Raw genomic sequence first — 26,957 nt, 5'->3', positions numbered from 1 at the left:
CCGACCTAAGCTGCATTCGATCTTGCCCCCGCGTCGGGAAGTGGACTATACCTGTCAGCGTCCGCAGGAGCGCTCGTCCGTCCGTGGGCGGCCCAGCATGACCCGAGTTTCACCGACACCCCTCGCAGGGGCGCACCGAGTACGTCGTTCTACCCGGCCTCAGGGCCGGGGGTCCGGCCCGTGACGCAGCCGCTTTCGGCCATGCGTCGCCGGGAAAACAGAGCACATCATCGCGGTGCCCGGGAGGATCCGGTTCACCGCCTGAGTCCTGGAGAAGGCGAGGACTTGAGCATGGGATCCACTTCCGCCCACAGCGGCCGTGAAGGTGTCGGCCGTCGCGATCTGATCAAGCGGTCCGCAGCGCTCGGCCTCATCGCCGTGCCCACGATGAGCTTCCTGTCCGCGTGCGCCAGCGGTGACGGCGGCGGCGAGGACAAGGTCGACAAGGGCAAGAAGACGGCGGAGAACCCGCTCGCCGTCAACGAGAGCGCGCCGCTGGAGATTGTCATCTTCGACGGCGGTTTCGGCACGAAGTACGCCGAGGACGCCAAGGCGGTCTACGAGGAGAAGTTCCCCAAAGCGAAGGTGAAGTTCTCCGCCACGCAGAAGATCCAGTCGGTTCTCCAGCCGCGCTTCAACCAGGGCACCCCGCCGGACTTGATCGACAACTCCGGTGCCGAGCAGATGGACATGGGCGTCCTCGTCGGCAAGAAGCAGCTCGCCGACCTGACGCCGCTGCTGGACGCGCCGTCCATTGACGACCCGAACAAGAAGGTCCGGGACACCCTGCGCCCCGGCATCGTCGAGATGGGCCAATTCGACGGCGATCCGGTGTGGATCATGTACTACGCGTACACGGTGTACGGCGTGTGGTACTCGCAGAAGGCCCTGGACTCGCTCGACGCCACGTACCCGGAGACCTGGGACGAGATGCTCGCGGTCTGCGAGAAGGCAAAGAAGAAGGGCATCGCGGGCTGGACGTACGCGGGCAAGCACCCGTACTACATCCCCTTCTCGCTCTACCCGATGATCGCCAAAGTCGGCGGCCCGGAGACGCTCGACGCCATCGACAACCTCGAGCCGAACGCCTGGAAGCACCCCGCGGTCAAGACCTGTTTCGAGGCGTACTACGAGCTCTTCAAGAAGGGCTACATCCTCGAGGGCACTCCGGGTCTGGACCACATCCAGTCGCAGACGGCCTGGACCGAGGGCAAGGCGCTGTTCATCCCGAACGGCTCGTGGGTGGAGAACGAAGCGGCGAAGACCATGCCGAAGGACTTCAACCTCGCGGTGTCCGCGCCCAGCGGCATCGACAGCTCGGACAAGATGCCCTTCGGCACCATCTGGGCATCGGGCGGTGAGCCCTTCATCGTGCCCGCGAAGGCCAAGAACCCCGATGGCGGCATGGAGCAGCTGCGCATCATGCTCAGCGAGGAGTCGTCGAAGAACTTCACCACGTCCGTCAAGTCGCTGTCCGCGTTCAACGGCGGCACCGACGGTATCGAGCTGACCCCGGGTCTGAAGTCCGGTGTCGCGGCCCTGGAGAAGGCCGGCGAGAACGTGGTCAACCCGCGCCTCCAGGACTGGTATGTCGCCTTGCAGAAGGAGAAGATCGGCGTCGGAGGCCTCGGCGAGATGATGGCCGGGCGGCTCACCCCGGCCGAGGCGATCAAGAAGATCCAGGCGTACGCCGACGAGGCGGCCAAGGACGACTCCATCCAGCACTACAAGCACCAGTGAGCGCGGCGGGGGACTCCGGGCGTCACCGGGGTCCCCCGCTCTCGATGGTCGTGGCGTCGGCGGCAGCGCCCGCGGGAAGATCGGGTCGGTAGGAATGCAGCACGGTAAATACCGTTTCATCGTGGGGTTCTTGTCGGCCCCTCTGGCGATTTACGTCCTTTTCGTCATCTGGCCCTTCATCCAGTCCATTTACTATTCGTTCACGGACTGGAGTGGACTGAGCCCCGAGTTCAAGATGGTGGGCTTCGACAACTTCACGAGGATGCTGGAGGACGACGTCTTCTGGAAGTCGTTCCAGCACAGCGTGATGTTCGTGGTGCTGCTGCCGTTGGTGACGCTGACACTGGCGTTGTTCTTCGCCTTCATGCTGAATGTGGGCGGACGGCGCAGGAAGAACGCCGCGATCGCGGGCGTACGCGGCTCGGCCTTCTACAAGGTCGTTTACTTCTTCCCGCAGGTGCTGTCGATCGCGATCGTGGCGCTGTTGTTCCAGTTCGCGTACAACCCCAACAGCGGTGCGATCAACTCCGCGCTCAAGGCGGTCGGTCTCGACAATGTCCAGCCCAACTGGCTGGGCGATCCGGATCTCGCGCTGTGGTGCGTCTTCGCGGTTCTCGTCTGGTGCACCGTCGGATTCTTCGTGGTGCTCTTCTCCGCAGGAATGGCGTCCATTCCCAGGGACTATTACGAGGCGGCCCTGCTGGACGGCGCGAACCGCATCACCACGTTCTTCCGGATCACCCTGCCGTTGCTCTGGGACACCGTGCAGTCCGGCTGGGCGTATATGGGGATTCTGGCGCTGGGCGCCGAGTCCTTCGCGGTGGTGCAGATCATGACGGTGGGGCCGAACGGCGGTGGCCCCGACTATTCGACGACGGTTCTGCCGCTGTACGTCTATCAAAAGGCGTTCCGTGACGGGCAGGCCGCCTATGCGACGACGATCGGTGTTGCCCTGCTCATCGTGACGCTGCTGTTCGTGGCGGTCGTGATGAGGCTGGGCCGGCGCGAGCGGTTGGAGTACTGACCATGAAGACGACCGACACCCCTCCCGCCGACGCCACTTCGGACGAACCGCCGCCCGTCACCAAGACGAAGGCCGCGCCCGGTCCGCTGGAGAAGCCGTCCGAGGGCCAGACCCTCAATTTCTTCTCGCACGGCATGCTCATCCTCTGGGCGTTCATGGTGGTGATGCCGCTGCTGTGGGCGGTGATGACCTCGTTCAAGACGGACCGGGACATCTTCAGTTCGCCGTGGGCGCTGCCTGATTCGCTGCACTTCGAGAACTGGTCGCGGGCCTGGACCGAGGCGCACATGAGCGACTACTTCCTCAACACGTTGATCGTGGTGGGGTTCTCGCTCTTCGGCACGATGCTGCTGGGTTCGATGGCGGCGTACGTCCTCGCGCGTTTCGAATTCCCCGGGAACCGCTTCATCTACTTCCTCTTCATCGGAGGAATGAGCTTCCCGATCATCCTGGCGCTGGTTCCGCTGTTCTACGTCATGCAGAACCTTTCGCTGCTGAACACGCTGCCCGGGCTGATCCTTGTCTACATCGCGTACTCGCTGCCGTTCACGGTGTTCTTCATGACGTCGTTCTTCCGTACGCTGCCGACGTCGGTGGCCGAGGCGGCCTTCGTGGACGGCGCTTCGCACACCCGGACGTTCTTCCAGGTGATGCTGCCGATGGCGAAGCCCGGACTGATCAGCATCAGCATCTTCAACTTCCTGGGGCAGTGGAACCAGTACATGCTGCCGACGGTTCTCAACACCGAACCCGACAGGAAGGTCCTCACCCAGGGCCTCGTCCAGCTCGCGGTGAGCCAGGGCTACAAGGGCGACTGGTCCGGTCTCTTCGCGGGTCTGGTCATGGCGATGCTGCCGGTCCTCGCCGCGTACATCATCTTCCAGCGCCAGGTGGTCGCGGGGCTGACGGCGGGCGCACTGAAGTAGCGCCCCGGCCGTCGGAGCGGTTTGCGAGGGTGGTCCCGGATTGATGCCGGGGCCACCCTTTTATGTGGGCGCGGGCATGTGCCCCTCTGCTCAACCTCTTGACGGGAGGCAGCCCCAACAGCTCAGCTTAGAGTTCACTAGTTGCACATAGACGGGGTCTCACCGAGGCTGCCCCGTACGCAGGAGGTCGTCGTGGAGACTCCGGGGTCGCAGTCGTCGCTGCACCGAGCCAATCTCGAGCGGGTCGTACGCGCGGTGCGTCTGGCCGGATCACTCACGCAGGCGGAGATCGCGAGGACGACCGGCCTGTCCGCGGCGACCGTCTCCAACATCGTCCGCGAGCTCAAAGAAGGCGGAACGGTCGAGGTCACGCCCACATCGGCGGGCGGACGGCGGGCCCGCAGCGTCAGCCTGAGCGGCGACGCCGGCATCGTCATAGGGGTCGACTTCGGCCACACGCATTTGCGCGTCGCAATCGGGAACCTCGCCCACCAGGTGCTCGCCGAGGAATCCGAACCTCTCGACGTGGACGCCTCCGCCGCGCAGGGCCTCGACCGGGCCGAACAGCTGATCAGCAGGCTGATCGAGGCCACCGACGTCGACCGCAGCAAGATCGCGGGCGTGGGTCTCGGTGTGCCGGGACCGATCGACGTGGAGTCCGGCACCCTCGGCTCGACCGCGATCCTGCCGGGCTGGACCGGCACCAAGCCGGCCGAGGAGCTGCGGGGGCGCCTCGGCGTACCGGTGCACGTGGACAACGACGCCAACCTCGGCGCCCTCGGCGAGCTCGTCTGGGGCAGCGGCCGGGGAGTGCGGGACCTCGCGTACATCAAGGTCGCCAGCGGTGTCGGCGCCGGGTTGGTGATCAGCGGACGTATTTACCGCGGACCGGGTGGCACGGCGGGAGAAATCGGTCATATTACTCTTGATGAGTCCGGCCCCGTCTGCCGCTGCGGAAACCGGGGCTGCCTGGAGACCTTCGCGGCCGCGCGCTACGTACTGCCGCTGCTCCAGTCCAGCCACGGCACGGATCTGACGATGGAAGGTGTCGTACGGCTGGCGCGGGACGGCGACCCTGGCTGCCGTCGCGTGATCGCCGACGTCGGCCGACACATCGGCAGTGGAGTCGCCAATCTCTGCAACTTGCTCAACCCGAGCCGGGTCGTCCTCGGCGGTGATCTCGCCGAAGCCGGTGAGCTGGTGCTCGGGCCCATAAGGGAGTCGGTCGGCCGTTACGCGATCCCCAGCGCGGCGCGTCAACTATCCGTTCTTCCAGGGGCACTTGGCGGCCGGGCGGAGGTCCTCGGGGCTCTCGCTCTCGCACTCAGCGAGATGGGGGATTCAACCCTTTTGGACGGAACCCTCCCCGCGGCCACTCCTGCCTTCACTTAGAGAACGGATGGCACCGTTGCCATCTCGTTAAGGATTTACTTCTTGACGTCGCACTAATGGCCGAGTTGACTGCCAGCCACCTCGGCCGCATCGTCGCGGCCTCGTCAGGGAGGTATCTGAAAGTGAATACGCGTATGCGTCGCGCCGCTGTTGCCGTTGCCGCAGGTGCGATGGCCATCTCGCTGGCTGCCTGTGGCAGCGCCGAGGAAGCCGGCGGTGACAAGGAAGAGACCGGCGCCGCCAAGGGCGACGCGATCAAGGTCGGTCTGCTCCTTCCGGAGAACCAGACCGCGCGTTACGAGAAGTTCGACAAGCCCCTGATCGAGAAGAAGGTCAAGGAGCTCACGAACAACAAGGGCGAGGTCGTCTACGCCAACGCCAAGCAGGACGCCACGACCCAGAACCAGCAGGCCGACACGATGGTCACCAACAAGGTGGACGTGCTGATCGTGGACGCCGTGGACTCCAAGGCCATCGCCAACTCGGTGAAGAAGGCCAAGGAAGCCGGTATCCCGGTCGTCGCGTACGACCGTCTCGCCGAGGGCCCGATCGACGGCTACGTCTCGTTCGACAACGAAGAGGTCGGCCGTGTCCAGGGCAAGGCGCTCCTGGAGGCCCTGGGCGACAAGGCCACACCCTCCGCCAAGATCGTCATGATGAACGGCGCGATCACCGACCCGAACGCCGCCTTCTTCAAGAAGGGCGCGCTCTCCCAGCTCGAGGGCAAGGTCGACATCGCCAAGTCGTACGACACCAAGGAGTGGAAGGCGGAGAACGCCAACGCCAACATGGAGGGCGCGCTCTCCTCGATCGGCAAGAACAACATCGCCGGCGTCTACTCCGCCAACGACGGCATGGCGGGCGGCATCATCACCGCCCTGAAGGCCGCCGGTGTCAACCCGCTGCCGCCGGTCACCGGCCAGGACGCCGAGCTCGCCGGTGTGCAGCGCATCGTCGCGGGCGAGCAGTACATGAGCGTGTACAAGCCCTACCCGCAGGAGGCGGACGTCGCCGCGGAGATGGCCGTCGCCCTCGCCAAGGGCGAGAAGCTCGACTCCATCGCCAAGACCGAGGTCGACAGCCCGACCACCAAGGGCGTCCCGTCGGTCCTCGTCCCGGTCATCTCGCTGACCAAGGACAACATCAACGACACGGTCATCAAGGACGGCATCTACACGGTCGACGAGATCTGCACGGCCAAGTTCAAGGCCGCCTGCGACAAGGCCGGCGTCAAGTAGCAGGTAGGTCCGCACAGCTCCTCCGGCGCCCCGCCACCAACAGCCCCGCAAGCTCGCGCGGGGCGCCGGACGGAACAGCTCCCAAAACTTCAGTACTGCCTCTCCGCCGGGTCAGGCGGCTAAGGAGATGGTTTACGTGTCCGCTACGCCTGTGCTGGCGTTGCGCGGGGTCTCCAAGCGGTTCGGTGCCGTCCAGGCGCTCACCGACGTAGAGCTCGAGGTCCACGCCGGTGAGGTGGTCGCCCTGGTCGGCGACAACGGCGCCGGAAAATCCACGCTGGTCAAGACGATCGCCGGCGTGCACCCCATCGATGAGGGCGTCATCGAGTGGGACGGCAGGTCCGTCCAGATCAACAAGCCGCACGACGCCCAGAACCTGGGCATCGCGACCGTCTACCAAGACCTCTCGCTGTGCGACAACATCGACGTCGTAGGCAACCTCTATCTGGGTCGCGAACTCAAGAGGCGCGGCGTGCTCGACGAGGTCGAGATGGAGCGCCGCTCCCGCGAACTGCTGCAGACGCTGTCGATCCGCATCCCCAGTGTCCGCATCCCGATCGCCTCGCTCTCCGGTGGCCAGCGGCAGACCGTGGCCATCGCCCGCTCCATGCTCGGCGAGCCCAAGCTGGTCATCCTCGACGAGCCCACCGCCGCCCTCGGTGTCGAGCAGACCGCGCAGGTCCTCGACCTGGTGGAGCGGCTGCGTGAGCGCGGCCACGCGGTGCTGCTCATCAGCCACAACATGGCCGATGTGAAGGCCGTCGCCGACAAGGTCGCCGTACTGCGCCTCGGCCGCAACAACGGCGTGTTCGAGGTCAAGTCGACCTCGCAGGAGGAGATCATCTCCGCCATCACGGGCGCCACGGACAACGCCGTGACCCGTCGCGCGGCGCGCGGCAACGGAGGGGTGCAGAAGTGAGTATCGACAAGACACAGGACACCGCCCCGAAGACCACCGGCGTAGTGGTCGAGAACCCGGAGGCGGCCGCCGGCGCGGATGTCGCCGTCGACCCGCGGCTGCTGGTGCGTGAGCGCGGCTTCGCCGGCTACGTCGTCGAGTTCAAGCGCAAGATCCGCGGTGGTGACCTGGGCTCGCTCCCGGTGGTCATCGGCCTGATCGCCATCGCGATCATCTTCCAGAGCCTGAACTCGAACTTCCTGTCCGCCGAGAACCTCAACAACATCGCCGTGGCGATGGTCGCCACCGGCATGATGTCCGTCGGCATCATCTTCGTGCTGCTGCTCGGCGAGATCGACCTCTCGGTCGGTTCCGTCAGCGGTGTCGCGGGCGCCATCGCGGCCGTGCTGAGCGTCACGCACGGCATGAACGAGTGGCTGGCCGTGCTCATGGCCCTCGGCGGCGGCGCGATCGCGGGCGCGCTTCACGGCTTCTTCTTCGCGAGGATCGGAGCGCCGGCGTTCGCGGTCACCCTGGCCGGCCTGCTGTTCTGGCTCGGCTTCATGCTCCAGCTCCTGGGCGAGAACGGCACGATCAACCTCGACGGCGACGGTGTGATCGGCAAGCTGACGACGTACTACTTCTCCGACATCGCGGCCGCCTACGGGCTCGCCACGATCGCGGTCGCCGTCTTCTTCGTCTCGTCGTTCCTCGACAGCCGCCGTCGCGAAGCCGCGGGCGTCCCGTCCCGGCCGCTCGTCGACATCCTGCTGCGTACGGGCCTGCTGGCGGTCGTCGCGTTCGCCGCGGCCGTCATGTTCAACCAGTACAAGGGCCTGCCGCTGGCGCTGCTGCTGTTCCTCGTGGTCCTGGTGACGACCGACTTCGTGCTGCGCCGCACGGGCTACGGGCGCAAGATCTTCGCGCTCGGCGGCAGCGTCGAGGCGTCCCGGCGTGCGGGTATCAACGTCACGGCGGTACGGATCTCCGTGTTCGCCATCGCGGGCTTCTTCGCGGCGGTGGGCGGTCTGTTCTGGGCGTCGAAGATCGCCGCGGCCAACCAGAGCGCCGGTGCCGGTGACCTGCTGATGAACGTCATCGCGGCGGCCGTCATCGGCGGCACCAGCCTCTTCGGCGGTCGCGGCCGCACGTGGAACGCGCTGCTCGGTGTCATGGTGATCACCTCGATCCAGTACGGGCTCGCCCTCGAGGGCATCGCCACACCGATCCAGTACATGATCACGGGCAGCGTCCTGCTGGCCACGGTCGTGATCGACTCGATCACCCGCAAAACGCAGCGGACGGCGGGTCGCGCGTAGTCCTCTCCAAGCAAGAGCCCGGCACCAACGGCGGTGCCGGGCTCTTCCCTGTGCATGGGCGACATTTACACTCGACGAGCCCGGCAAAAGCCAGTACAGCTCTACAGCAAGGAGGCACGGGTGCCGCTGCTGACCCGTATCACGGGACCGCGCGATCTGGACCGGCTCAGCCTGGAGCAGCTGGACCAGCTGGCCGAGGAGATCCGGACCTTCCTCGTCGACGCGGTCTCCAAGACCGGCGGCCACCTCGGCCCCAACCTCGGCGTCGTCGAGCTCACCATCGCCCTGCACCGTGTCTTCGACTCCCCGAAGGACAAGGTGCTGTGGGACACGGGCCACCAGTCCTACGTCCACAAGCTGCTCACGGGCCGTCAGGACTTCTCCAAGCTGAAGATGAAGGGCGGCCTGTCCGGCTACCCCTCGCAGGCCGAGTCCGAGCACGACATCATCGAGAACTCGCACGCCTCCACGGTCCTCGGCTGGGCCGACGGCCTCGCGAAGGCGAACCAGGTCCTGGATAAGGACGATCACGTCGTCGCGGTCATCGGCGACGGAGCCCTCACCGGCGGCATGGCCTGGGAGGCGCTCAACAACATCGCCGACGCCAAGGACCGCCCGCTGGTCATCGTCGTCAACGACAACGAGCGCTCGTACGCCCCCACCATCGGCGGCCTCGCGAACCATCTCGCCACCCTGCGCACGACGGACGGTTACGAGCGCTTCCTGGCCCGGGGGAAGGATCTGCTGGAGCGCACCCCGGTCGTCGGCAAGCCCCTCTTCGACACGCTGCACGGCGCCAAGAAGGGCCTCAAGGACTTCATCGCCCCGCAGGGCATGTTCGAGGACCTCGGCCTGAAGTACGTCGGCCCCATCGACGGCCATGACATCGAGGCCCTGGAGTCCGCGCTGGCCCGCGCCAAGCGCTTCGGCGGCCCGGTCATCGTGCACTGCCTCACCGAGAAGGGCCGCGGCTACCAGCCCGCCCTCCAGGATGAGGCCGACCGCTTCCACGGCATCGGCCCCATCCACCCCGACACGGGCCTGCCGATCAAGGCCTCGGGCGCCGACTGGACCTCGGTCTTCGGCGAGGAGATGGTCAAGCTCGGCAAGGAGCGTGAGGACATCGTCGCGATCACCGCGGCGATGCTGCAGCCGGTCGGCCTGAAGAACTTCGCGGACACCTTCCCGGACCGCATCTACGACGTCGGCATCGCCGAGCAGCACGGCGCTGTCTCCGCCGCGGGCCTGGCGACCGGCGGCCTGCACCCTGTCTTCGCCGTGTACGCGACCTTCCTCAACCGCGCCTTCGACCAGGTCCTGATGGACGTGGCCCTGCACAAGTGCGGTGTCACCTTCGTCCTGGACCGGGCCGGCATCACCGGCACCGACGGCGCCTCCCACAACGGCATGTGGGACATGTCGATCCTCCAGGTCGTCCCCGGCCTCCGGCTCGCCGCGCCCCGCGACGCCGACCAGGTCCGCGCCCAGCTCCGCGAGGCCGTCGACGTCGACGACGCGCCGACCGTGGTCCGCTTCTCCAAGGGCGCGGTGGGTCCCGCCGTACCCGCCGTGGGCCGTATCGGCGGCATGGACGTACTGCGCACGCCCGGCACCGACGCCCCCGACGTCCTGCTCGTCTCCGTCGGCGCGCTCGCGCCCATGTGCCTGGAGATCGCCGACCTGCTCGACAAGCAGGGCATCTCCACGACCGTCGTCGACCCGCGCTGGGTCAAGCCCGTCGACGAGGCCATGGCCCCGCTCGCCGAGCAGCACCGGGTGGTCGTCACCGTCGAGGACAACTCCCGCGTCGGCGGCGTCGGTTCGACGATCGCGCAGGCCCTGCGCGACGCGGGCGTCGACCTCCCGCTGCGCGACTTCGGCATCCCGCCGCGCTTCCTCGACCACGCCTCCCGCAAGGAGGTCCTGACGGAGATCGGCCTGACCGCCCCGGACATCGCCCGCCAGGTCACAGGGCTGGTCGCCAAGCTCGACGGTCCCAGCGAGCGCCCGACGACCCGCATCGACTCGGCGGAACCGGCCCGCGACTGACGGTCACAGGTCGGCTTTGAAGAGGCCGGACGACGGCGCTGTTACTTTTTGCTTCGCCTCCGGGGCGCTCCAGCCGGTGTCGAGAGCCCGACCGTGCTCACCCCTTCGGGCCTCCGCGCGCTCGGCCTCTCGACACCGGCGCGCCCCTGCGGCTACGCGAATGGGCCGGTTTCACCCATCCTTTACGGTGGGGAAACCGGCCCATTCGCGTGAAACCGCCTGCGCCCGGGCATACGCTCCACGCCCCCTCTCGATCATGTCGAGATCGACAAGCGTGGGAGGTAAACCCGTGAGCAGCCCCCTCTTCAGGACCAAGAAGGTCGAGCAATCCATCCTCGATACCGAGGAGCCGGAGCACGCGCTCAAGAAATCCCTGTCAGCCCTGGACCTGACCGTCTTCGGCGTCGGCGTCATCATCGGCACCGGCATCTTCGTCCTCACCGGCACGGTGGCCAAGAACAACGCCGGCCCCTCCGTCGCCCTCGCCTTCGCCGCGGCCGGCGTCGTCTGCGCGCTCGCCGCGCTCTGTTACGCCGAGTTCGCCTCCACCGTCCCGGTGGCGGGCTCCGCCTACACCTTCTCGTACGCCTCCCTGGGCGAACTGCCCGCCTGGATCATCGGCTGGGACCTGGTCCTGGAGTTCGCGCTGGGCACGGCGGTGGTCGCCGTCGGCTGGTCCGGCTACGTCCAGTCGCTCATGGGCAACGCGGGCTGGGAGATGCCCGCGGCGCTGGGCAGCAGAGAGGGCGCCGACGGCTTCGGCTTCGACATCCTCGCGGCCGCCCTCGTCCTGGTGCTCACGGCCATTCTCGTCCTCGGCATGAAGCTGTCCGCGCGGATCACCTCGCTCGTCGTCGCCATCAAGGTGACGGTCGTCCTCGTCGTGATCATCGCGGGTGCCTTCTTCATCAAGGGCGACAACTACGACCCGTTCATCCCGAAGGCGCAGGACGTGCCGCCGGGTGAGAGCCTCGAAGCCCCACTGATCCAGCTGATCTTCGGCTGGGCCCCCTCCAACTTCGGTGTGATGGGCATCTTCACCGCCGCCTCCGTCGTCTTCTTCGCCTTCATCGGCTTCGACGTCGTCGCCACGGCCGCCGAGGAGACCAAGAACCCGCAGCGCGACATGCCACGCGGCATCCTCGGCTCCCTCTTCATCTGTACGGCCCTGTATGTCGCCGTGTCGATCGTCGTGACCGGCATGCAGCACTACAGCGAACTGTCCGTCGACGCCCCGCTCGCCGACGCCTTCAAGGCCACCGGGCACCCCTGGTACGCGGGCTTCATCAGCTTCGGCGCCGCGGTCGGCCTGACGACGGTCTGCATGATCCTTCTCCTGGGCCAGACCCGAGTCTTCTTCGCGATGAGCCGGGACGGACTGCTGCCGCGCTTCTTCTCGCGCGTCCACCCCCGCTTCAAGACCCCGCACCGGCCGACGATCCTGCTTGGCGTGGTCATCGCGGTCCTCGCGGGCTTCACCCCGCTGAACGAACTCGCCGCGCTGGTCAACATCGGCACGCTCTTCGCGTTCGTGGTCGTCGCGATCGGCGTGCTCATCCTCCGTAAGACGCGCCCCGACCTGCACCGGGCCTTCCGCACCCCATGGGTGCCGGTCATCCCGATCCTGTCGGTGTGCGCCTCGCTGTGGCTGATGCTGAACCTGCCCGCCGAGACGTGGGTGCGGTTCGGCATCTGGATGGCGGCCGGTTTCCTCGTCTACTTCGCGTACGGCCGCACGCACAGCCTCCTCGGCAAGCACAGGGAGACCACGGTCGACGACGTCCTCAAGCCGCCGCCGACGAACGGCGAGACTCCGTAGGTGCGGGTCAGGGGCGGACGGTTCGCGGCCCGGTGACCTCCGCCCCCAACGCGCCCACCCTGTCCCGCAGTTCGCGGTCGGCCGTGACCACCAGACAGCGGCGCCCCGCGGTCTCGGCGGCCAGCTCCACGATGCGGTCGTCGCCGCTGCCGGGCGCCGAGTCGACCCGTACGCCCGCAACGGACGACACCCCGCGGGCGGCACCCTCGACCACAAGCACCACCTCCAGGGGACCCGGGAAGGCGGGCAGCCCTTCATCGGCGTACGGCACCAGCGAGTCCCGTAGCCGCTCGGCCGCCCCGCGGCGATCCCGCCACCAGCCGTCCGGAACCGAGCCCACCACATTCGCGGCGTCGACGATCATGAGGAGAGGGGCGCTCATGAGGCCAGGGTCGCACGGAGCTGCCCTGGTCGGCCCGACTAGAGTGGGGGAGTGTCGATGGTCCGTACAGTGAACGGTTCCTGGCTCATACGCGGCCGGGACGGCCGGCTCAGCGCTTACGCTCCGCGGGACGAGGCGGTGTGGTGCTGGGCCCAGCGAACCCCGGGCGGTTCGTGGATCGCGCCCCGTACGGTGGGCGGCGACCAGCGTCTGCATCCCGTGCTCGCCGTGGGTCAGGGAACCGACGGTTACGCCCACTTGGTGGCCTGGCGTCCCACGGGCCCGCAGGAGGCGGGGCTCGTCCACACTACGCACTTCCGCCCGCATCTCGCCGCGCTCGACTGGAACCGGCTCGGGCACCCCAACAAGGCGGGGGCGCAGACCGGCGTTCCGGCCGTCGCGGTCGACGCGGAGGGCCGCGCCCATGTCTTCGTGCCCAACGCCGGGGGCGGCGTGAGCATGCGAGGCCAGAAGGAGCGCGGCGGCTGGGGACCGTGGCGCGACCTGAAGGGCCGTGAGGTCGAGGGCGAACTGGCCGCCGTGACAAGGCTGTCGGGCCGTGTCGAGCTGTACGCCACCTCGCCGGAAGGGATCCTGCGCTGGACGCAGGCAGGCTCCGGCCACATACCCGCGCTCGACGGAGAGCCCCTGAAGGCGGCGGCCCGCCCCGGCACACTGCGGGCCCTAGCCACCTCCGAGGAACACGTGACCGTCTTCTTCACGGACGAGTCGGACACCCTGTGCGCCTGGCGCCCCGGCACCGAGCCCGTCCCGCTCCTCCCTTGCGCAGGCCCCGGCCCGGTCTCCGCCATACGCTTCACCCTCGACGACGTCGACTGCACCCTCCTCGCCCAGCGCTCCAGAAGCGGCCGAGTCGCCTTCGCCGCCTACCCCACCGAGCAGGAGTCCGCGGGCGCCTGGTGGACGGAGTCGGGCCCTCAACTGCCCCCGGACACCCAGGTATCGCTGAGCAAGGACCGCGACGGCCACCTCGTGGCAGCGACGCTCCAGCCTGCCAAGGGGGTCGGCGGAGAGCTCCTGATGACCCGCCGGAAGGCAGAGCCGGGGCTGGCGCTGGAGGCGTGGCGGCCCATCGTTCCCCAGTAAGTGCGCGCAGTAACGCCGATGCCCGGCCCACCAGTTGGTGGGCCGGGCATCAGTGTCGTACGAGCCCGTACGGGGCTTTGTCCGGGCCTTACGCGGGAACGCTGGCCACACCAGGCTCCAGGAACTTCTTCCCGTTAACGCGCTCCGAGACACCCTCGCGGTCCAGGTACGGAGTGATCCCGCCCAGGTGGAAGGGCCAGCCGGCGCCCGTGATCAGGCACAGGTCGATGTCCTGGGCCTCGGCGACGACGCCCTCGTCGAGCATGATGCCGATCTCCTGGGCCACCGCGTCCAGGACGCGTGCGCGCACCTGGTCCTCCGTCAGGACGGTGTCGCCCTGCTTCAGCAGCGCGGCGACCTCCGGGTCCAGCTCCGGCTTCCCGGAGTCGTACACGTAGAAGCCGCGCTTGCCCGCCTCGACGACCGACTTGAGGTTCGGGGAGACCGTGAAGCGGTCCGGGAACGCCTTGTTGAGCGTCTCGGAGACATGCAGGCCGATCGCCGGGCCGACCAGCTCAAGGAGGACCAGCGGCGACATCGGCAGACCGAGCGGCTCGACGGCCTTCTCGGCGACCTCGACCGGGGTGCCCTCGTCGATGACGTTCTGGATCTCGCCCATGAAGCGGGTGAGGATGCGGTTCACGACGAACGCCGGGGCGTCCTTCACCAGAACCGCCGTCTTCTTCAGCTTCTTGGCGACGGAGAACGCCGTGGCCAGCGAGGCGTCGTCCGTCTGCTCGCCGCGCACGATCTCCAGGAGCGGAAGGACGGCGACCGGGTTGAAGAAGTGGAAGCCCACGACCCGCTCGGGGTTCTTGAGCTTCGACGCCATCTCGGACACCGACAGCGACGAGGTGTTCGTGGCGAAGATCGCGTGCGCCGGGGCGACCGCCTCGACCTCCGCGAACACCTGCTGCTTGACGCCGATCTCCTCGAAGACGGCCTCGATGACGAAGTCCGCGTCCGCGAAGCCCTCGGCCTTGTCCAGCACACCGGTGACCAGGGCCTTCAGCCGGTTGGCCTTGTCCTGGTTGATACGGCCCTTGAGGAGCAGCTTGTCGATCTCGTCGTGGACGTACTTCACGCCCTTGTCGATGCGCTCCTGGTCGATGTCGGTCAGCACGACCGGCACCTCCAGGCGGCGCAGGAACAGCAGCGCGAGCTGCGAGGCCATGAGGCCTGCGCCGACCACGCCCACCTTGGTGACCGGACGCGCCAGGTTCTTGTCCGGGGCGCCGGCGGGACGCTTGCCGCGCTTCTGGACCAGGTTGAACGCGTAGATACCGGCGCGCAGTTCGCCACCCATGATCAGGTCGGCGAGGGCCACGTCCTCGGCGTCGTAACCCTGCTGGAGGTCGCCGTTCTTGGCCGCGGCGATGATGTCCAGCGCGCGGTACGCGGCCGGAGCCGCACCGTGCACCTTGCTGTCCGCGATGAAGCGGCCCTTGGCGACGGCCTGGTCCCAGGCCTCACCGCGGTCGATCACCGGGCGGTCCACGACGATCTCGCCCTTGAGGACGGAGGCCGTCCACAGCAGCGACTGCTCCAGGAAGTCCGCTCCCTCGAAGATCGCGTCCGCGATGCCGAGGTCGTAGACCTGCTGGCCCTTGAGCTGCTTGTTCTGGTTGAGCGAGTTCTCGATGATCACCGAGACGGCCTTGTCCGCGCCGATGAGGTTCGGCAGCAGGGTGCAGCCGCCCCAGCCGGGGACCAGGCCGAGAAAGACCTCGGGCAGCGAGAACGCCGGAATCGCGTTCGACACCGTGCGGTACTTGCAGTGCAGGCCGACCTCGACGCCGCCGCCCATCGCCGCACCGTTGTAGTACGCGAAGGTCGGCACCGCCAGCGCGGCCAGGCGCTTGAAGACCTCGTGGCCGCCCTTGCCGATGGCCAGCGCGTCCTCGTGCTTCTTGAGCAGCTCTACGCCCTTGAGGTCCGCGCCGACCGCGAAGATGAACGGCTTGCCGGTGATGCCGACACCGACGATCTCGCCGGCCGCGGCCTCCCGCTCGACCTGGTCGATGGCAGCGTCGAGGTTCGCCAGCGACTGCGGTCCGAAGGTGGTCGGCTTGGTGTGGTCCAGGCCGTTGTCAAGGGTGATGAGCGCGAAGCGCCCCGCGCCGAAGGGCAGGTCGAAGTGGCGTACGTGCGCCTGGGTCACGACCTCGTCGGGGAACAGCTCGGCCGCGCCCTTGAGGAGTTCAGCGGTGCTCACTTGTCGCCTCCGGCGTCCTTGTGGTGCGGGTTCTCCCAGATGACCGTGGCGCCCATGCCGAAGCCGACGCACATGGTGGTGAGGCCGTAACGGACCTCCGGCTGCTCCTCGAACTGGCGGGCCAGCTGCGTCATCAGGCGGACGCCGGAGGAGGCCAGCGGGTGGCCGTACGCGATGGCGCCGCCGTACTGGTTGACGCGCGCGTCGTCGTCCGCGATGCCGTAGTGGTCCAGGAAGGCCAGGACCTGGACGGCGAACGCCTCGTTGATCTCGAAGAGGTTGATGTCCTCGATCGACAGGCCCGCCTTGGCGAGGGCCTTCTCGGTCGCCGGGATCGGGCCGTAGCCCATCACCTCGGGCTCGACGCCCGCGAAGGCGTACGAGACGAGGCGCATCTTGACCGGGAGGTTGTTCTCGCGGGCGAAGTCCTCGGAGGCGATGATCGAGGCGGTGGCGCCGTCGTTCAGACCGGCCGCGTTACCGGCGGTGACCCGACCGTGCACACGGAACGGCGTCTTGAGGCCCGCCAGGTTCTCCAGCGTGGTCCCCGGCCGCATCGGCTCGTCGGCGGTGACCAGACCCCAGCCCGTCTCACCCGCCTCCTCATTGGTACGGCGTACGGAGATCGGCACCAGGTCGGCCTGGATCTTGCCGTTCGCGTAGGCCTTCGCCGCCTTCTCCTGCGAGCGGACCGCGTACTCGTCGGCGCGCTGCTTGGTGATGTGCGGGTAGCGGTCGTGCAGGTTCTCCGCGGTCATGCCCATGAACAGGGCGGACTCGTCGACCAGCTTCTCGCTCACGAACCGCGGGTTCGGGTCCACGCCCTCGCCCATCGGGTGGCGGCCCATGTGCTCGACACCACCGGCGATGACGGCGTCGTAGGCGCCGAAGGCGATGGAGCCCGCGGTCGTGGTGACGGCGGTCAGCGCACCGGCACACATGCGGTCGATCGAGTAACCGGGCACCGACTGCGGCAGCCCGGCCAGGATGCCGGCCGTGCGGCCGATGGTCAGGCCCTGGTCGCCGATCTGCGTGGTGGCGGCGATGGCGACCTCGTCGACCTTCTTCGGGTCGAGACCCGGGTTGCGGCGCAGCAGCTCCCGGATCGCCTTCACGACGAGGTCGTCGGCGCGGGTCTCGTGGTAGATGCCCTTCGGGCCCGCCTTGCCGAACGGGGTACGGACGCCGTCGACGAAGACGACGTCCCTGACGGTACGAGGCACGATGGCTCTCCTCCAGATGCGGGATAGGCGCTGCCGGCACGCACGGCTGAGCGCGCGCTCAGCACCCATGCTACTTACGGGTAACCGCGCTGCCCAGTCCAAGGCACGGGAGCGGCGAAGGTCACATGGTCACTTTGCCGCGTGGGGGTGACTGGCGCCCGTTTTGGGGCGCGTGCGCCCCTTCAGGGACGCGGGGCTGTGTCGATTTGCGGCTCCGCCGCGGGGCGCCCCGTCAGGAGCGACCCGGCGGCGCTGTGGACCCCCGCGGTGTACTTGCCGTCCGAAGAGCTTGGCGTGATCTCGACGTCGCTGTTCCGCTTCAAGGGACCGTTCGGAGCGCATCGGGGGAACAACTCGGCCGGTGCGGTCCTCGTCATTCCCCGGGGGGCGACGAAGCGAGCGCCGGCAGCAGCACCGGCGTCACCTGCTCGACCTGCCACGGCCGCGCCCCGTACCCGGCGAGCGCGGCCGCGACGGACTCGGCGTTCACTTCGGCAGGCGGCTCCCAGCACACCCGGCGCACGGTGTCCGGGGTGATCAGGTTTTCCTGAGGCATGGTCAGGGTCTCCGCCAGCGCCGACACCGCCGCCCGCGCGGCGACCAGCCGGGCCGCCGCCACCGGGTCCTTCTCGGCCCAGGCGCGCGGCGGCGGAGGACCGGTCACCGGCTGCCCCGGCTGCGGCAGTTCGTGGTCCGGCAGCGCCTTCGCACGGTCCACGGCGGACTGCCACTGCTCCAGCTGACGCCTGCCCATACGGTGCCCGAAGCCGTTCAGCGCGGCGAGCGCCTGCACGTTGGCCGGCAGGGAGAGGGCGGCCTCGATGATCGCCGCGTCGCCGAGCACCTTGCCCGGCGAGATGTCGCGGCGCCGCGCGACCTTGTCCCTGGCCTGCCACAACTCCCGTACGACCGCCATCTGCCGCCGCCGGCGCACCTTGTGCATTCCGGACGTACGCCGCCAGGGATCTTTGCGCGGCTCGGGCGCGGGCGCCGAGGCGATCGCGTCGAACTCCTGCCGGGCCCACTCCAGCTTGCCCTGCCGGTCGAGCTCCTTCTCCAGCGCGTCCCTGAGGTCCACGAGCAACTCCACATCGAGCGCGGCATAACGCAGCCACGGCTCGGGCAGCGGCCGTGTCGACCAGTCGACCGCGGAGTGCCCCTTTTCGAGTACGAAGCCCAGGACGCCCTCGACCATCGCGCCCAGCCCGACGCGCGGGAACCCGGCAAGCCGACCGGCCAGCTCGGTGTCGAACAGGCGGCTGGGGACCATACCTATTTCGCGCAGACACGGCAGATCCTGCGTGGCAGCGTGCAGCACCCACTCCACACCGCCCAGCGCCTCGCCGAGCCCCGACAGATCGGGACACGCGACGGGGTCGATGAGCGCGCTGCCCGCACCCTCGCGGCGCAACTGCACGAGGTACGCCCGCTGGCCGTACCGGTAACCGGAAGCACGCTCGGCGTCCACGGCGACGGGCCCGCTGCCCGCGGCGAACGCGGCGATCACCTCGGCGAGCGACGCCTCGTCGGCGATCACGGGCGGAATCCCGTCCCGGGGCTCCAACAACGGAATGGGCACCTCTGCTTCAGAGGATCCGCCGTCGTCCGGAGGGGCGCCTCCGGTGGTTCGCAGTGATGTGTCTGCTGCGGTCTCTTGGGCGTCGGTCACATGTCAAGGGTATCTGTACGCCCCACCGTCTGACCCGTACTGCCGCTCGACGCGGGGTCTGACCGGCCAGAATCGGTCTCCGCGTGGCGCAGGCCCGCGATGAGCAGCTCGACCAGCCGGCGTGCGTCGTAGTCGGGGTCGCTGTCCGCGCCGATGCAGAGGTTCCCGACGCCGCGCATCAGCTCGTAAGCCTCCAGGTCGGACCGGATCTCGCCGGCTTCGGCCGCTGCTTCGAGCAGCGCGGTGCAGACGGGCACGAGGCGGTCGAGGAAGTAGGCGTGCAGCGCCTCGAATCCGGTGTTGTCCGACTGCAGCACGGCGGCGAGTCCGTGCTTGGTGACCAGGAAGTCGACGAACTGGTTGATCCACTGGGCCAATGCGGCATGCGGAGACGCGCTGGTCGCCAGCAGGGCCGGACCGGCCTCGGCGCAGGCGTCGACCTGGTGCCGGTAGACGGCGATGATCAGATCCGCCCGCGTCGGGAAGTGGCGGTAGATCGTGCCGAGGCCGACGCCGGCCTTGGCCGCGATGTCGCGTACGGGCGCCTCCACGCCTGACCTGACGAAGACGGAGGCGGCCGCGTCGAGCAGGGCCTCCTTGTTGCGCCGGGCGTCTTTCCGCCTGGGCTGGGCTTCGGACTGGGCCGCGTGCTCCGAGCCCTCGTCGCTGTCGTTCACCGCGCCGCTCCTTCTACTGCCGTGCTTGCTGAGCCTGCCGTGCTTGCTAAGCGGAACAATGTTCCGTATCGTCGTTCCGGAACGAGGTTCCGTTTGGTCGTGATGTTAGCAACGGAGGAACAGGTCATGCAGTACCGCACCTTGGGCCGCACCGGTGTGCAGGTCAGCTCCCTCGCGCTCGGCGCGATGAACTTCGGCAAGATAGGGCGCACCACCCAGGACGAGGCCACCGCCCTCGTCGACGCCGCCCTCGAGGGCGGGATCAACCTCATCGACACCGCCGACATGTACAGCGACGGCGAGTCGGAGGAGATGGTCGGCAAGGCCATCGCCGGCCGCCGCGACGACATCGTGCTCGCCACGAAGGCGAGCATGCCGATGGGCGACGAGCGCAACCACCGGGGCAGCTCGCGCCGCTGGCTGGTCACCGCGCTGGACGACAGCCTGCGCCGTCTCGGCGTCGACCACGTCGACCTCTATCAGATCCACCGCTGGGACCCGAGCACCAGCGACGAGGAGACCCTGTCGGCCCTGACCGACCTGCAACGCGCGGGAAAGATCCGCTACTTCGGCTCCTCGACCTTCCCCGCCCATAGCATCGTGCAGGCGCAGTGGGCCGCCCGCGAACACCACCTGAGCCGTTACGTCACCGAACAGCCCAGCTACTCGATCCTGCAGCGCGGCATCGAGACCCACGTACTGCCCGTGACCGAGGAGTACGGGCTCGGTGTACTGGTATGGAGCCCGCTGGCCTCGGGCTGGCTGTCGGGCGCGATCCGCGAGGGCCGCGACATCACCACCAGCCGCTCGACGTTCATGCCGCAGCGCTTCGACACCGCCATCCCCGCCAACCGGGCCAGGCTCGACGCCGTCGAGCAGCTGGCCAAGGTCGCCGACGAGGCCGGCCTGACCATGATCCAGCTCGCCCTCGGTTTCGTGACCGCGCACCCGGCCGTGACCAGCGCACTCATCGGCCCCCGCACACTCGACCACCTGCACTCACAGCTCGCCGCCGCGGACACCGTGCTCTCCGCCGACGTACTCGACGCGATCGACGCCGTCGTCGCCCCCGGCACCGACCTGGCTCCGCACGAGAAGTACGACACTCCGCCCGCGCTGCTCGACCCGTCATTGCGACGCCGCTGACCGAGGCTCCAGGGGGCGTCGTCGGGGGCATGCGGAACGCCCGTCGACGGAACGTTCCGTCGACGGGCGCCTGGGATGTGTAAAGCAATCAGGTCAGTGGATGATGCCGGTGCGCAGGGCCACCGCCACCATGCCGGCGCGGTCGCCCGTGCCGAGCTTGCGGGCGATGCGGGCGAGGTGGCTCTTGACGGTCAGGGCGGACAGGCCCATCGAGACGCCGATGGCCTTGTTCGACTGGCCCTCCGCCACCAGCCGGAGCACCTCGACCTCGCGGCCGGACAGTTCGCGGTAGCCGCCCGGGTGGCCCGGGGCGCCCGGGGGGCGGCGGTGCATACGGGCGGCGGCGGCCGAACCGATGGGGGCGACGCCGGGGCGGGTGGGGAGGCCGATGTTCGTACGCGTGCCGGTGACGACGTATCCCTTCACGCCACCGGCCAGGGCGTTGCGTACGGCGCTGATGTCGTCGGCGGCGGAGAGGGCGAGGCCGTTGGGCCAGCCCGCGGCTCGGGTTTCGGAGAGGAGGGTGAGGCCGGAACCATCCGGCAGATGGACTTCGGCGACGCAGATGTCCCGGGGGTTGCCGATGCGGGGACGAGCCTCCGCGACGGACGAAGCCTCGATCACATCGCGCACTCCGAGGGCCCACAGATGGCGGGTGACGGTGGAGCGCACGCGCTGATCGGCCACGACCACCATCGCGGTGGGCTTGTTCGGGCGGTAGGCGACCAGGCTTGCGGGCTGCTCGAGGAGAACGGACACCAGGCCTCCTGGGGGTGGGGGGTGTGGGACGGGGCCGGCTCGGGGGGAGGGAACCGGGGGGAACCGTGCTTTCAAGGTCACAGAGGTCTTCGGCACTAAACCCGTCAGCCTTTAGAGAAAGATCACGATTTGGTGAGTAACAATCCGTGCAATTCGGACGGATGGTCGATCACTCGAAGACCGAACGAGTCCACTCCGCTTCGTTACGCGGCTGAAAGTGGTCGTATCGACAAAGCGATTGGTGCGGGTGGGTGAGGGGTGGGTGGCAAACGTGAAGGGGCTGATCAGAAGTGGTTGATCAGGAGGGGGTGAGGGGGGTGAGCATGGGGAGGCGAGCAAGGGGGGAAGGGGAGTGCGGGGCTGGGCTCAGCGGGGCTGGGGGCCGCGGCGCTGAGGGAGGGTTACGACCGAGGGGTCGCCCGGGGTGGCCGGGGGCAGGCCCGCGATCTGCGACAACAGGTCGCACCAGGCGGCGAGGTGGGAAGCCGTGTCCGGGACGCCGCCGAGGCCCTCGCGCGGAGTCCAGGAAGCGCGGATCTCGATCTGGGAGGCGGGCCGGCGTTCCGAGAGGCCGCCGAAGTAGTGAGAGCTCGCGCGGGTGACGGTGCCGCCGGGTTCGCCGTACGACAGGCCGCGGGCCTGGAGAGCGCCGGTCAGCCAGGACCAGCAGACGTCGGGGAAGAGCGGGTCGGCGGCGATCTCCGGTTCCAGTTCCGCGCGTACGAGCGTGACCAGGCGGAACGATCCCTGCCAGGCCTCGTGTCCGGCGGGGTCGTGGAGGAGGATGAGGCGGCCGTCCGCCAGGTCCTCGTCGCCGTCGACGACCGCGGCCTCCAGTGCGTATGCGAACGGGGCGAGGCGCTGCGGCGGCTTGGTCGGGTCGATCTCGATCTCCGGCCGCAGGCGGGCCGTGCCGAGTGCGTCGACGGCTGTGCGGAAGGCCAGCGGAGTCGCGTCCGCTCCCGTTCGCAGTGCCTCGTCGTTTCTGGCTTCCCCGCCAGCGTCGTCCGAGAGTCGTCCTTGAGCCGCAGCCATGCGGGGAAGATTAAGGGGAACGGCGCCTTTGTGCAGGGAGAGACACCCTTGCCTCCGGCGGTTGGGCGGGAACGGTGCCGTTTGCCTCCGGCGGTTGGGCAGGAACGGTGCCGTTTCGTTGTGTTTGTGCTGTGACTGAGTGTCGCCGTGGGCGGATCGTCGGGGGTTGTTCCGTTCTTTGGCGGCTGCGGGTTGGTTGTGGCTTGTCGCGCAGTTCCCCGCGCCCCTAAAGGGGCGCTTGCGCGCCCCGCGCAGAGAGCCGCACATTGACATAACCCCGCGTCCCTGACGGGGCCCGCTGCCCCCGAGGTTCCTTCTCCGTGCGGCGTGCGAGACTTTCGGCGTGAGTTCCAATGAGCGCCCTGTGGGCCAGCCGACAGCCACGTACGAATCCGCCTTCATGAAGGCGTGCCGGCGCGAGAGCGTGCCGCATACGCCGGTGTGGTTCATGCGGCAGGCCGGGCGGTCGTTGCCCGAGTATCGGAAGGTGCGTGCGGGGATTCCCATGCTCGAGTCGTGTATGCGGCCCGAGCTGGTTGCGGAGATCACGTTGCAGCCGGTGCGGCGGCACAACGTGGACGCGGCCATCTACTTCAGCGACATCGTCGTACCGCTCAAGGCCATCGGTGTCGATCTCGACATCAAGCCGGGGGTCGGGCCGGTCGTCGAGAAGCCGATCCGGTCCCGCGCCGATCTCGCGCAGTTGCGGGATCTGACGCCCGAGGATGTCGCGTACGTCACCGAGGCCATCGGGCTGCTCACCGCCGAGCTCGGCGAGACCCCGCTCATCGGTTTTGCCGGCGCGCCCTTCACGCTCGCCAGTTACCTCGTGGAGGGCGGCCCGTCCCGCAACCACGAGCACACCAAGGCGCTCATGTACGGCGACCCGCAGCTGTGGGCCGAACTGCTCGACCGGCTCGCGGAGATCACGGCCGCCTTCCTGAAGGTGCAGATCGAGGCGGGCGCCTCGGCCGTGCAGCTCTTCGACTCATGGGTAGGCGCCCTGGCACCGGCCGACTACCGGCGCTCCGTCATGCCCGCCTCCACGAAGGTCTTCGAGGCAGTGAAGTCGTACGGGGTTCCGCGCATCCACTTCGGCGTCGGCACCGGCGAGTTGCTGGGTCTCTTGGGTGAGGCGGGCGCGGATGTCGTCGGCGTCGACTGGCGCGTACCGCTCGACGAGGCCGCGCGCCGCGTTGGCCCTGGCAAGGCGCTCCAGGGCAACCTCGACCCTGCGGTCCTCTTCTCCACCACCGAGGCCGTCGAGACGAAGACGCAGGAGATCCTCGACGCCGCCGCGGGCCTGGAGGGCCACATCTTCAACCTCGGCCACGGCGTCCTGCCCAGCACGGACCCGGACGCGCTGACCCGACTCACGGAGTACGTCCACACGCACACCGCCCGCTAACGAGGTCTCCAGGTCTGCCGCGGCCGCGCCTGCCTGCCCCACAGCAGGCCGCGCGGCTCCGGTGGCGGTGGGGTGCCTGGGCGCAGGGGCCAGGCGAGGAGCATGCCTGCCACGAAGCCGACGACATGGGCGACGTATGCGACGGTGCCGGCCTCGGTGACGCCGGCACCGGACGAGTACACCGCCTGGAGGACGAACCAGAAGCCCAGTACCAGCCAGGCGGGCAGTCGTAGCGGCAGGAAGATCAGGAACGGTACGAGGACCCAGACGCGGGCCTTCGGATAGAGGACCAGGTACGCGCCCAGGACGCCGGCGATCGCGCCGGACGCGCCGATCAGCGGGTCGCCGGAGGTGGCGTTGACGTAGGCGAAGGCGTACGCCGCCGCGTAGCCGCATGCCACGTAGAACAGCAGGTAGCGGATGTGGCCGAGGCGGTCTTCGATGTTGTTGCCGAAGATCAGCAGGAAGAGCATGTTGCCGAGCAGGTGCAGCCAACTGCCGTGCAGGAACATCGCGGTGAGCACCGACAGCGGGGGCGACTTGTCGTAGTCGGGCGGGCCCACCACACAGCCCGGCCCCTGCGGGCCCACGCCCACGTCGCCGGTGGGTACGACGGTCGGCGTCCGGTCGTGGATCATCTCGCGCGGCACCGCCGCCCACTGGTCCAGGAACGCCTGCAGTTGGCAGAGCTGCGCGAGGCTGCTCTCGCCGACGAGCGAGGCGGCCACACCCGGCGTGGCCAGGAAGACAAGGATGTTGGCGCCGATCAGCGCGTACGTCACGACCGGTGTGCGGCGGGCCGGGTTCACATCATGGACGGGGATGACCACAAGGAACTCCTGCCCGCGAGCGGGCCCTTCTGAACGGGTGTGAACGGGAGCGCGGGTGTCTGCGTATGTTTCGGCAACCGCCGTGATCCCAGCAACACGTGAGGAAAAGGTCAATGAACGACCGAGTCACTCCGACTATGACCGCCACGCCGGACGGCGAGGCGGAAGTAGCCCTCGTCCTCAGACTGTCGTGGGAGGACGTGGCCGCGCTCGGGCAGGAAGCCGGTCGGCTTGCCGCGAGCATGCAGCGTCCCGTGACCCTCGACGAGGCGGCCAGCCACCGGCTGCGCAGCCGTCAGCCCGGCACGCACGCCCGGCCCCAGGCGGCGCCGCAGCCGCCGCAGGTGTCGCCGGTCTCGTCGTTGCCGCGGTCGCCCGGCGAGCAGGCTCGGCAGGCCATAGAGAAGATCAACGGAACCACTCCTGGAGCGGCTCAGGGTGCCTGAGACGTCGTCAGGGCTCCGGGGTCCTTTGAGGCTCCAGGGCTCCGGGCCCTGACGTCCCCAGGCGTCTCCGGCGCCCTGGGCCGTGAGCACGCGCGCGCGTGGCCGGCGCGGAGGGCCATGCGCGCGTGTCGCTCCGCGGGTTGAGCAGGGGGTTCGTTGTGGTTTTGGTTGCATCCAGGCTGCGGGTGCGATGTGGCTGGTCGCGCAGTTCCCCGCGCCCCTGAAGGGGCGCCTCCAGTGGGCCCCCGGATAGACGGTTACCCTCGGCCGAATACTGCTCCTACCGCCTTGCGGGCCGCCACCTGTACCGGGTCCCACACCGGGGAGAACGGAGGCGCGTAGCCCAGGTCCAGGGACGTCACTTGCTCTACCGTCATGCCTGCTGTCAGGGCTACCGCTGCGATATCCACTCGTTTGCCTGCGCCCTCGCGGCCCACTATCTGGACGCCTAGTAGGCGGCCGGTGCGGCGTTCGGCGAGCATCTTCACCGTCATCGGGGCTGCGCCGGGGTAGTAGCCGGAGCGGCTGGTGGACTCGATGGTGACCTTCTCGTACTGGAGGCCTGCTCTGCGTGCGTCCTTTTCGCGGAGGCCGGTGCGGGCTATCTCCAGGTCGCAGACCTTGCTGACCGCCGTGCCGACCACGCCGGGGAACGTGGCGTAGCCGCCGCCGGCGTTCGCGCCGATGACCTGGCCGTGTTTGTTGGCGTGCGTGCCCAGTGCGATGTGCCGTTCGCGGCCGGAGACCAGGTCCAGGACCTCCACGCAGTCGCCGCCGGCCCAGATGTTCTCGTAGCCGCGTACGCGCATGGCCTGGTCCGTCAGCAGCCCTCCGTGGTCGCCCAGCGGCAGCCCCGCCGCCTGCGCCAGCGTCGTCTCCGGACGTACGCCGATGCCGAGGACCACCACGTCCGCCGGGTACTCGGCGTCCTCCGTGGCCACCGCGCGGACCCGGCCGTCCTCGCCGGTGAGGATCTTGGTGACCTCGGCGTCGTTCACCATCGTGATGCCCAGGCCCTCCATGGCCTCGTGCACCAGCCGGCCCATGTCGGGGTCGAGCGTGGACATCGGCTCCTTGCCGCGGTTGACCACCGTCACCTCGTAGCCGCGGTTCACCAGCGCCTCGGCCATCTCCACGCCGATGTAGCCGGCGCCGACCACGACCGCGCGCCGACCGGACGTACGGGCCAGCGTGTCGATCAGGACCTGGCCGTCGTCCAGGGTCTGCACACCGTGCACTCCCGGGGCATCGATCCCGGGCAGCGGCGGCCGGATCGGCCGGGCGCCCGTCGCGATCACGAGCTTGTCGTACGACGTCCACGCCTCGGCCCCGGACTCCAGGTCACGGGCGCGGACCCGGCCGCCCGCGACATCCAGCGCCGTCACCTCCGTACGCATCCGGAGGTCGATCCCGCGCTCCCGGTGCTCCTCGGGGGTGCGCGCGATCAGCTCGTCCCGGTCCGTGACGTCGCCGCCCACCCAGTACGGGATGCCGCACGCGGAGTACGAGCTGAAGTGGCCGCGTTCGAACGCGATGATCTCCAGTTCGTCGGGGCCCTTCATACGGCGTGCCTGGGACGCGGCGGCCATGCCCGCCGCGTCCCCTCCGACGACCACCAGGCGTTCTCTCGTACGGCTCATGTCCATATGAACACG

The 26,957-nt window shown here is 68.6% G+C and carries 22 protein-coding genes and 1 pseudogene; 14 read left to right on the top strand and 9 right to left on the bottom strand.

From position 1 onward, the window contains the following. The first annotated feature begins 291 nt into the window (after positions 1-291). From ngcE to ACQEVY_RS11040, 9 genes are all read left to right on the top strand, one after another. Complete coding sequence (gene ngcE / locus ACQEVY_RS11080; RefSeq protein WP_432947326.1) at positions 292-1,740, top strand: N-acetylglucosamine/diacetylchitobiose ABC transporter substrate-binding protein; 1,449 nt, start codon at positions 292-294, stop codon at positions 1,738-1,740. A gap of 94 nt (positions 1,741-1,834) precedes the next feature. Then, complete coding sequence (locus ACQEVY_RS11075) at positions 1,835-2,764, top strand: carbohydrate ABC transporter permease (protein WP_432947324.1); 930 nt, start codon at positions 1,835-1,837, stop codon at positions 2,762-2,764. A gap of 2 nt (positions 2,765-2,766) precedes the next feature. After that, complete coding sequence (locus tag ACQEVY_RS11070; protein ID WP_432947322.1) at positions 2,767-3,690, top strand: carbohydrate ABC transporter permease; 924 nt, start codon at positions 2,767-2,769, stop codon at positions 3,688-3,690. A gap of 192 nt (positions 3,691-3,882) precedes the next feature. Beyond that, a complete protein-coding gene (locus ACQEVY_RS11065; RefSeq protein WP_432955171.1) occupies positions 3,883-5,082 on the top strand; it encodes an ROK family transcriptional regulator in 1,200 nt (399 codons plus the stop codon). Positions 5,083-5,216: 134 nt separating this feature from the next. Then, positions 5,217-6,320 carry a sugar ABC transporter substrate-binding protein gene (locus tag ACQEVY_RS11060; RefSeq protein ID WP_432955169.1) on the top strand — a complete coding sequence of 368 codons (1,104 nt, stop codon included), beginning with the start codon at positions 5,217-5,219 and terminating at the stop codon, positions 6,318-6,320. A gap of 127 nt (positions 6,321-6,447) precedes the next feature. Beyond that, on the top strand, positions 6,448-7,239 hold the full coding sequence (locus tag ACQEVY_RS11055; RefSeq protein ID WP_165339604.1) for an ATP-binding cassette domain-containing protein: 792 nt from the start codon (positions 6,448-6,450) through the stop codon (positions 7,237-7,239). Beyond that, a complete protein-coding gene (locus tag ACQEVY_RS11050) occupies positions 7,236-8,537 on the top strand; it encodes a sugar ABC transporter permease (RefSeq protein WP_432947319.1) in 1,302 nt (433 codons plus the stop codon). The genes ACQEVY_RS11055 and ACQEVY_RS11050 overlap by 4 nt, the downstream gene beginning before the upstream one ends. A 120-nt stretch (positions 8,538-8,657) precedes the next feature. Then, positions 8,658-10,586 (top strand): 1-deoxy-D-xylulose-5-phosphate synthase, encoded by a 1,929-nt coding sequence (dxs, locus tag ACQEVY_RS11045; protein ID WP_432947317.1) that lies wholly within the window; start codon positions 8,658-8,660, stop codon positions 10,584-10,586. Between the two features lie 289 nt (positions 10,587-10,875). Beyond that, positions 10,876-12,405: an amino acid permease gene (locus tag ACQEVY_RS11040; RefSeq protein ID WP_432947315.1), complete on the top strand. Its 1,530-nt coding sequence runs from the start codon at positions 10,876-10,878 to the stop codon at positions 12,403-12,405. 7 nt (positions 12,406-12,412) lie between these two features. Here ACQEVY_RS11040 and ACQEVY_RS11035 read toward each other — a convergent pair whose 3' ends face one another. Next, the gene (locus tag ACQEVY_RS11035; protein WP_432947313.1) at positions 12,413-12,787 is read right to left on the bottom strand and encodes an NTP pyrophosphohydrolase; all 375 of its coding nucleotides are present in this window, start codon (positions 12,785-12,787) and stop codon (positions 12,413-12,415) included. Between the two features lie 69 nt (positions 12,788-12,856). Here ACQEVY_RS11035 and ACQEVY_RS11030 point away from each other — a divergent pair, with 69 nt between their 5' ends. Further along, positions 12,857-13,894 (top strand): hypothetical protein, encoded by a 1,038-nt coding sequence (locus ACQEVY_RS11030; protein ID WP_432955167.1) that lies wholly within the window; start codon positions 12,857-12,859, stop codon positions 13,892-13,894. 88 nt (positions 13,895-13,982) lie between these two features. On the opposite strand, the gene ACQEVY_RS11025 is transcribed toward ACQEVY_RS11030, so the two are convergent. Both ACQEVY_RS11025 and ACQEVY_RS11020 read right to left on the bottom strand, forming a co-directional pair. After that, positions 13,983-16,109, bottom strand: a complete 2,127-nt coding sequence (locus tag ACQEVY_RS11025; protein ID WP_432947311.1) for a 3-hydroxyacyl-CoA dehydrogenase NAD-binding domain-containing protein — start codon at positions 16,107-16,109, stop codon at positions 13,983-13,985. Beyond that, positions 16,106-17,332, bottom strand: coding sequence for a thiolase family protein (locus ACQEVY_RS11020; RefSeq protein WP_432947309.1), 1,227 nt, complete (start codon positions 17,330-17,332; stop codon positions 16,106-16,108). Before ACQEVY_RS11020 ends, ACQEVY_RS11025 begins: the two co-directional genes overlap by 4 nt. A gap of 267 nt (positions 17,333-17,599) precedes the next feature. Here ACQEVY_RS11020 and ACQEVY_RS11015 point away from each other — a divergent pair. Further along, positions 17,600-17,710: pseudogene (locus tag ACQEVY_RS11015) on the top strand (carbohydrate ABC transporter permease); the annotation flags it as partial. On the opposite strand, the gene ACQEVY_RS11010 reads toward ACQEVY_RS11015, so the two are convergent. Both ACQEVY_RS11010 and ACQEVY_RS11005 read right to left on the bottom strand, forming a co-directional pair. Further along, positions 17,706-19,001 (bottom strand): HRDC domain-containing protein, encoded by a 1,296-nt coding sequence (locus tag ACQEVY_RS11010; RefSeq protein WP_432947307.1) that lies wholly within the window; start codon positions 18,999-19,001, stop codon positions 17,706-17,708. The pseudogene ACQEVY_RS11015 and the gene ACQEVY_RS11010 sit on opposite strands and share 5 nt — an antisense overlap. Beyond that, complete coding sequence (locus tag ACQEVY_RS11005; protein WP_432947305.1) at positions 18,998-19,678, bottom strand: TetR/AcrR family transcriptional regulator; 681 nt, start codon at positions 19,676-19,678, stop codon at positions 18,998-19,000. Before ACQEVY_RS11005 ends, ACQEVY_RS11010 begins: the two co-directional genes overlap by 4 nt. Before the next feature lie 126 nt (positions 19,679-19,804). Here ACQEVY_RS11005 and ACQEVY_RS11000 point away from each other — a divergent pair, with 126 nt between their 5' ends. Beyond that, positions 19,805-20,824, top strand: coding sequence for an aldo/keto reductase (locus ACQEVY_RS11000; protein ID WP_432947303.1), 1,020 nt, complete (start codon positions 19,805-19,807; stop codon positions 20,822-20,824). A gap of 93 nt (positions 20,825-20,917) precedes the next feature. Here the strand turns inward: ACQEVY_RS11000 and ACQEVY_RS10995 are convergent, their stop codons facing one another. Together ACQEVY_RS10995 and ACQEVY_RS10990 are read right to left on the bottom strand one after the other, a co-directional pair. After that, on the bottom strand, positions 20,918-21,583 hold the full coding sequence (locus tag ACQEVY_RS10995) for a response regulator transcription factor (RefSeq protein WP_328768020.1): 666 nt from the start codon (positions 21,581-21,583) through the stop codon (positions 20,918-20,920). Positions 21,584-21,949: 366 nt separating this feature from the next. After that, positions 21,950-22,618 (bottom strand): DUF3000 domain-containing protein, encoded by a 669-nt coding sequence (locus ACQEVY_RS10990; protein ID WP_432947301.1) that lies wholly within the window; start codon positions 22,616-22,618, stop codon positions 21,950-21,952. A 343-nt stretch (positions 22,619-22,961) separates the two neighbouring features. Between ACQEVY_RS10990 and hemE the strand changes: the two genes are divergently transcribed. Next, positions 22,962-24,026, top strand: coding sequence for a uroporphyrinogen decarboxylase (gene hemE, locus ACQEVY_RS10985; RefSeq protein WP_432947299.1), 1,065 nt, complete (start codon positions 22,962-22,964; stop codon positions 24,024-24,026). Here hemE and ACQEVY_RS10980 read toward each other — a convergent pair. Beyond that, positions 24,023-24,856 carry a rhomboid family intramembrane serine protease gene (locus tag ACQEVY_RS10980; RefSeq protein ID WP_432947297.1) on the bottom strand — a complete coding sequence of 278 codons (834 nt, stop codon included), beginning with the start codon at positions 24,854-24,856 and terminating at the stop codon, positions 24,023-24,025. The two genes, hemE and ACQEVY_RS10980, sit on opposite strands and share 4 nt — an antisense overlap. Positions 24,857-24,969: 113 nt before the next feature. On the opposite strand from ACQEVY_RS10980, the gene ACQEVY_RS10975 reads away from it, so the two are divergent. Continuing rightward, positions 24,970-25,302, top strand: a complete 333-nt coding sequence (locus ACQEVY_RS10975) for a hypothetical protein (protein WP_328768016.1) — start codon at positions 24,970-24,972, stop codon at positions 25,300-25,302. A gap of 257 nt (positions 25,303-25,559) precedes the next feature. On the opposite strand, the gene ACQEVY_RS10970 is transcribed toward ACQEVY_RS10975, so the two are convergent. Beyond that, positions 25,560-26,948, bottom strand: coding sequence for an FAD-dependent oxidoreductase (locus ACQEVY_RS10970; RefSeq protein ID WP_432947295.1), 1,389 nt, complete (start codon positions 26,946-26,948; stop codon positions 25,560-25,562). Positions 26,949-26,957: the final 9 nt, after the last annotated feature.

It is taken from the genome of Streptomyces sp. CA-288835 (genome assembly GCF_050936385.1).
GTDB lineage: Bacteria > Actinomycetota > Actinomycetes > Streptomycetales > Streptomycetaceae > Streptomyces.
Note: the sequence above shows the minus strand (reverse complement) of the source record. Positions and strands in the feature narration are given on the sequence as shown.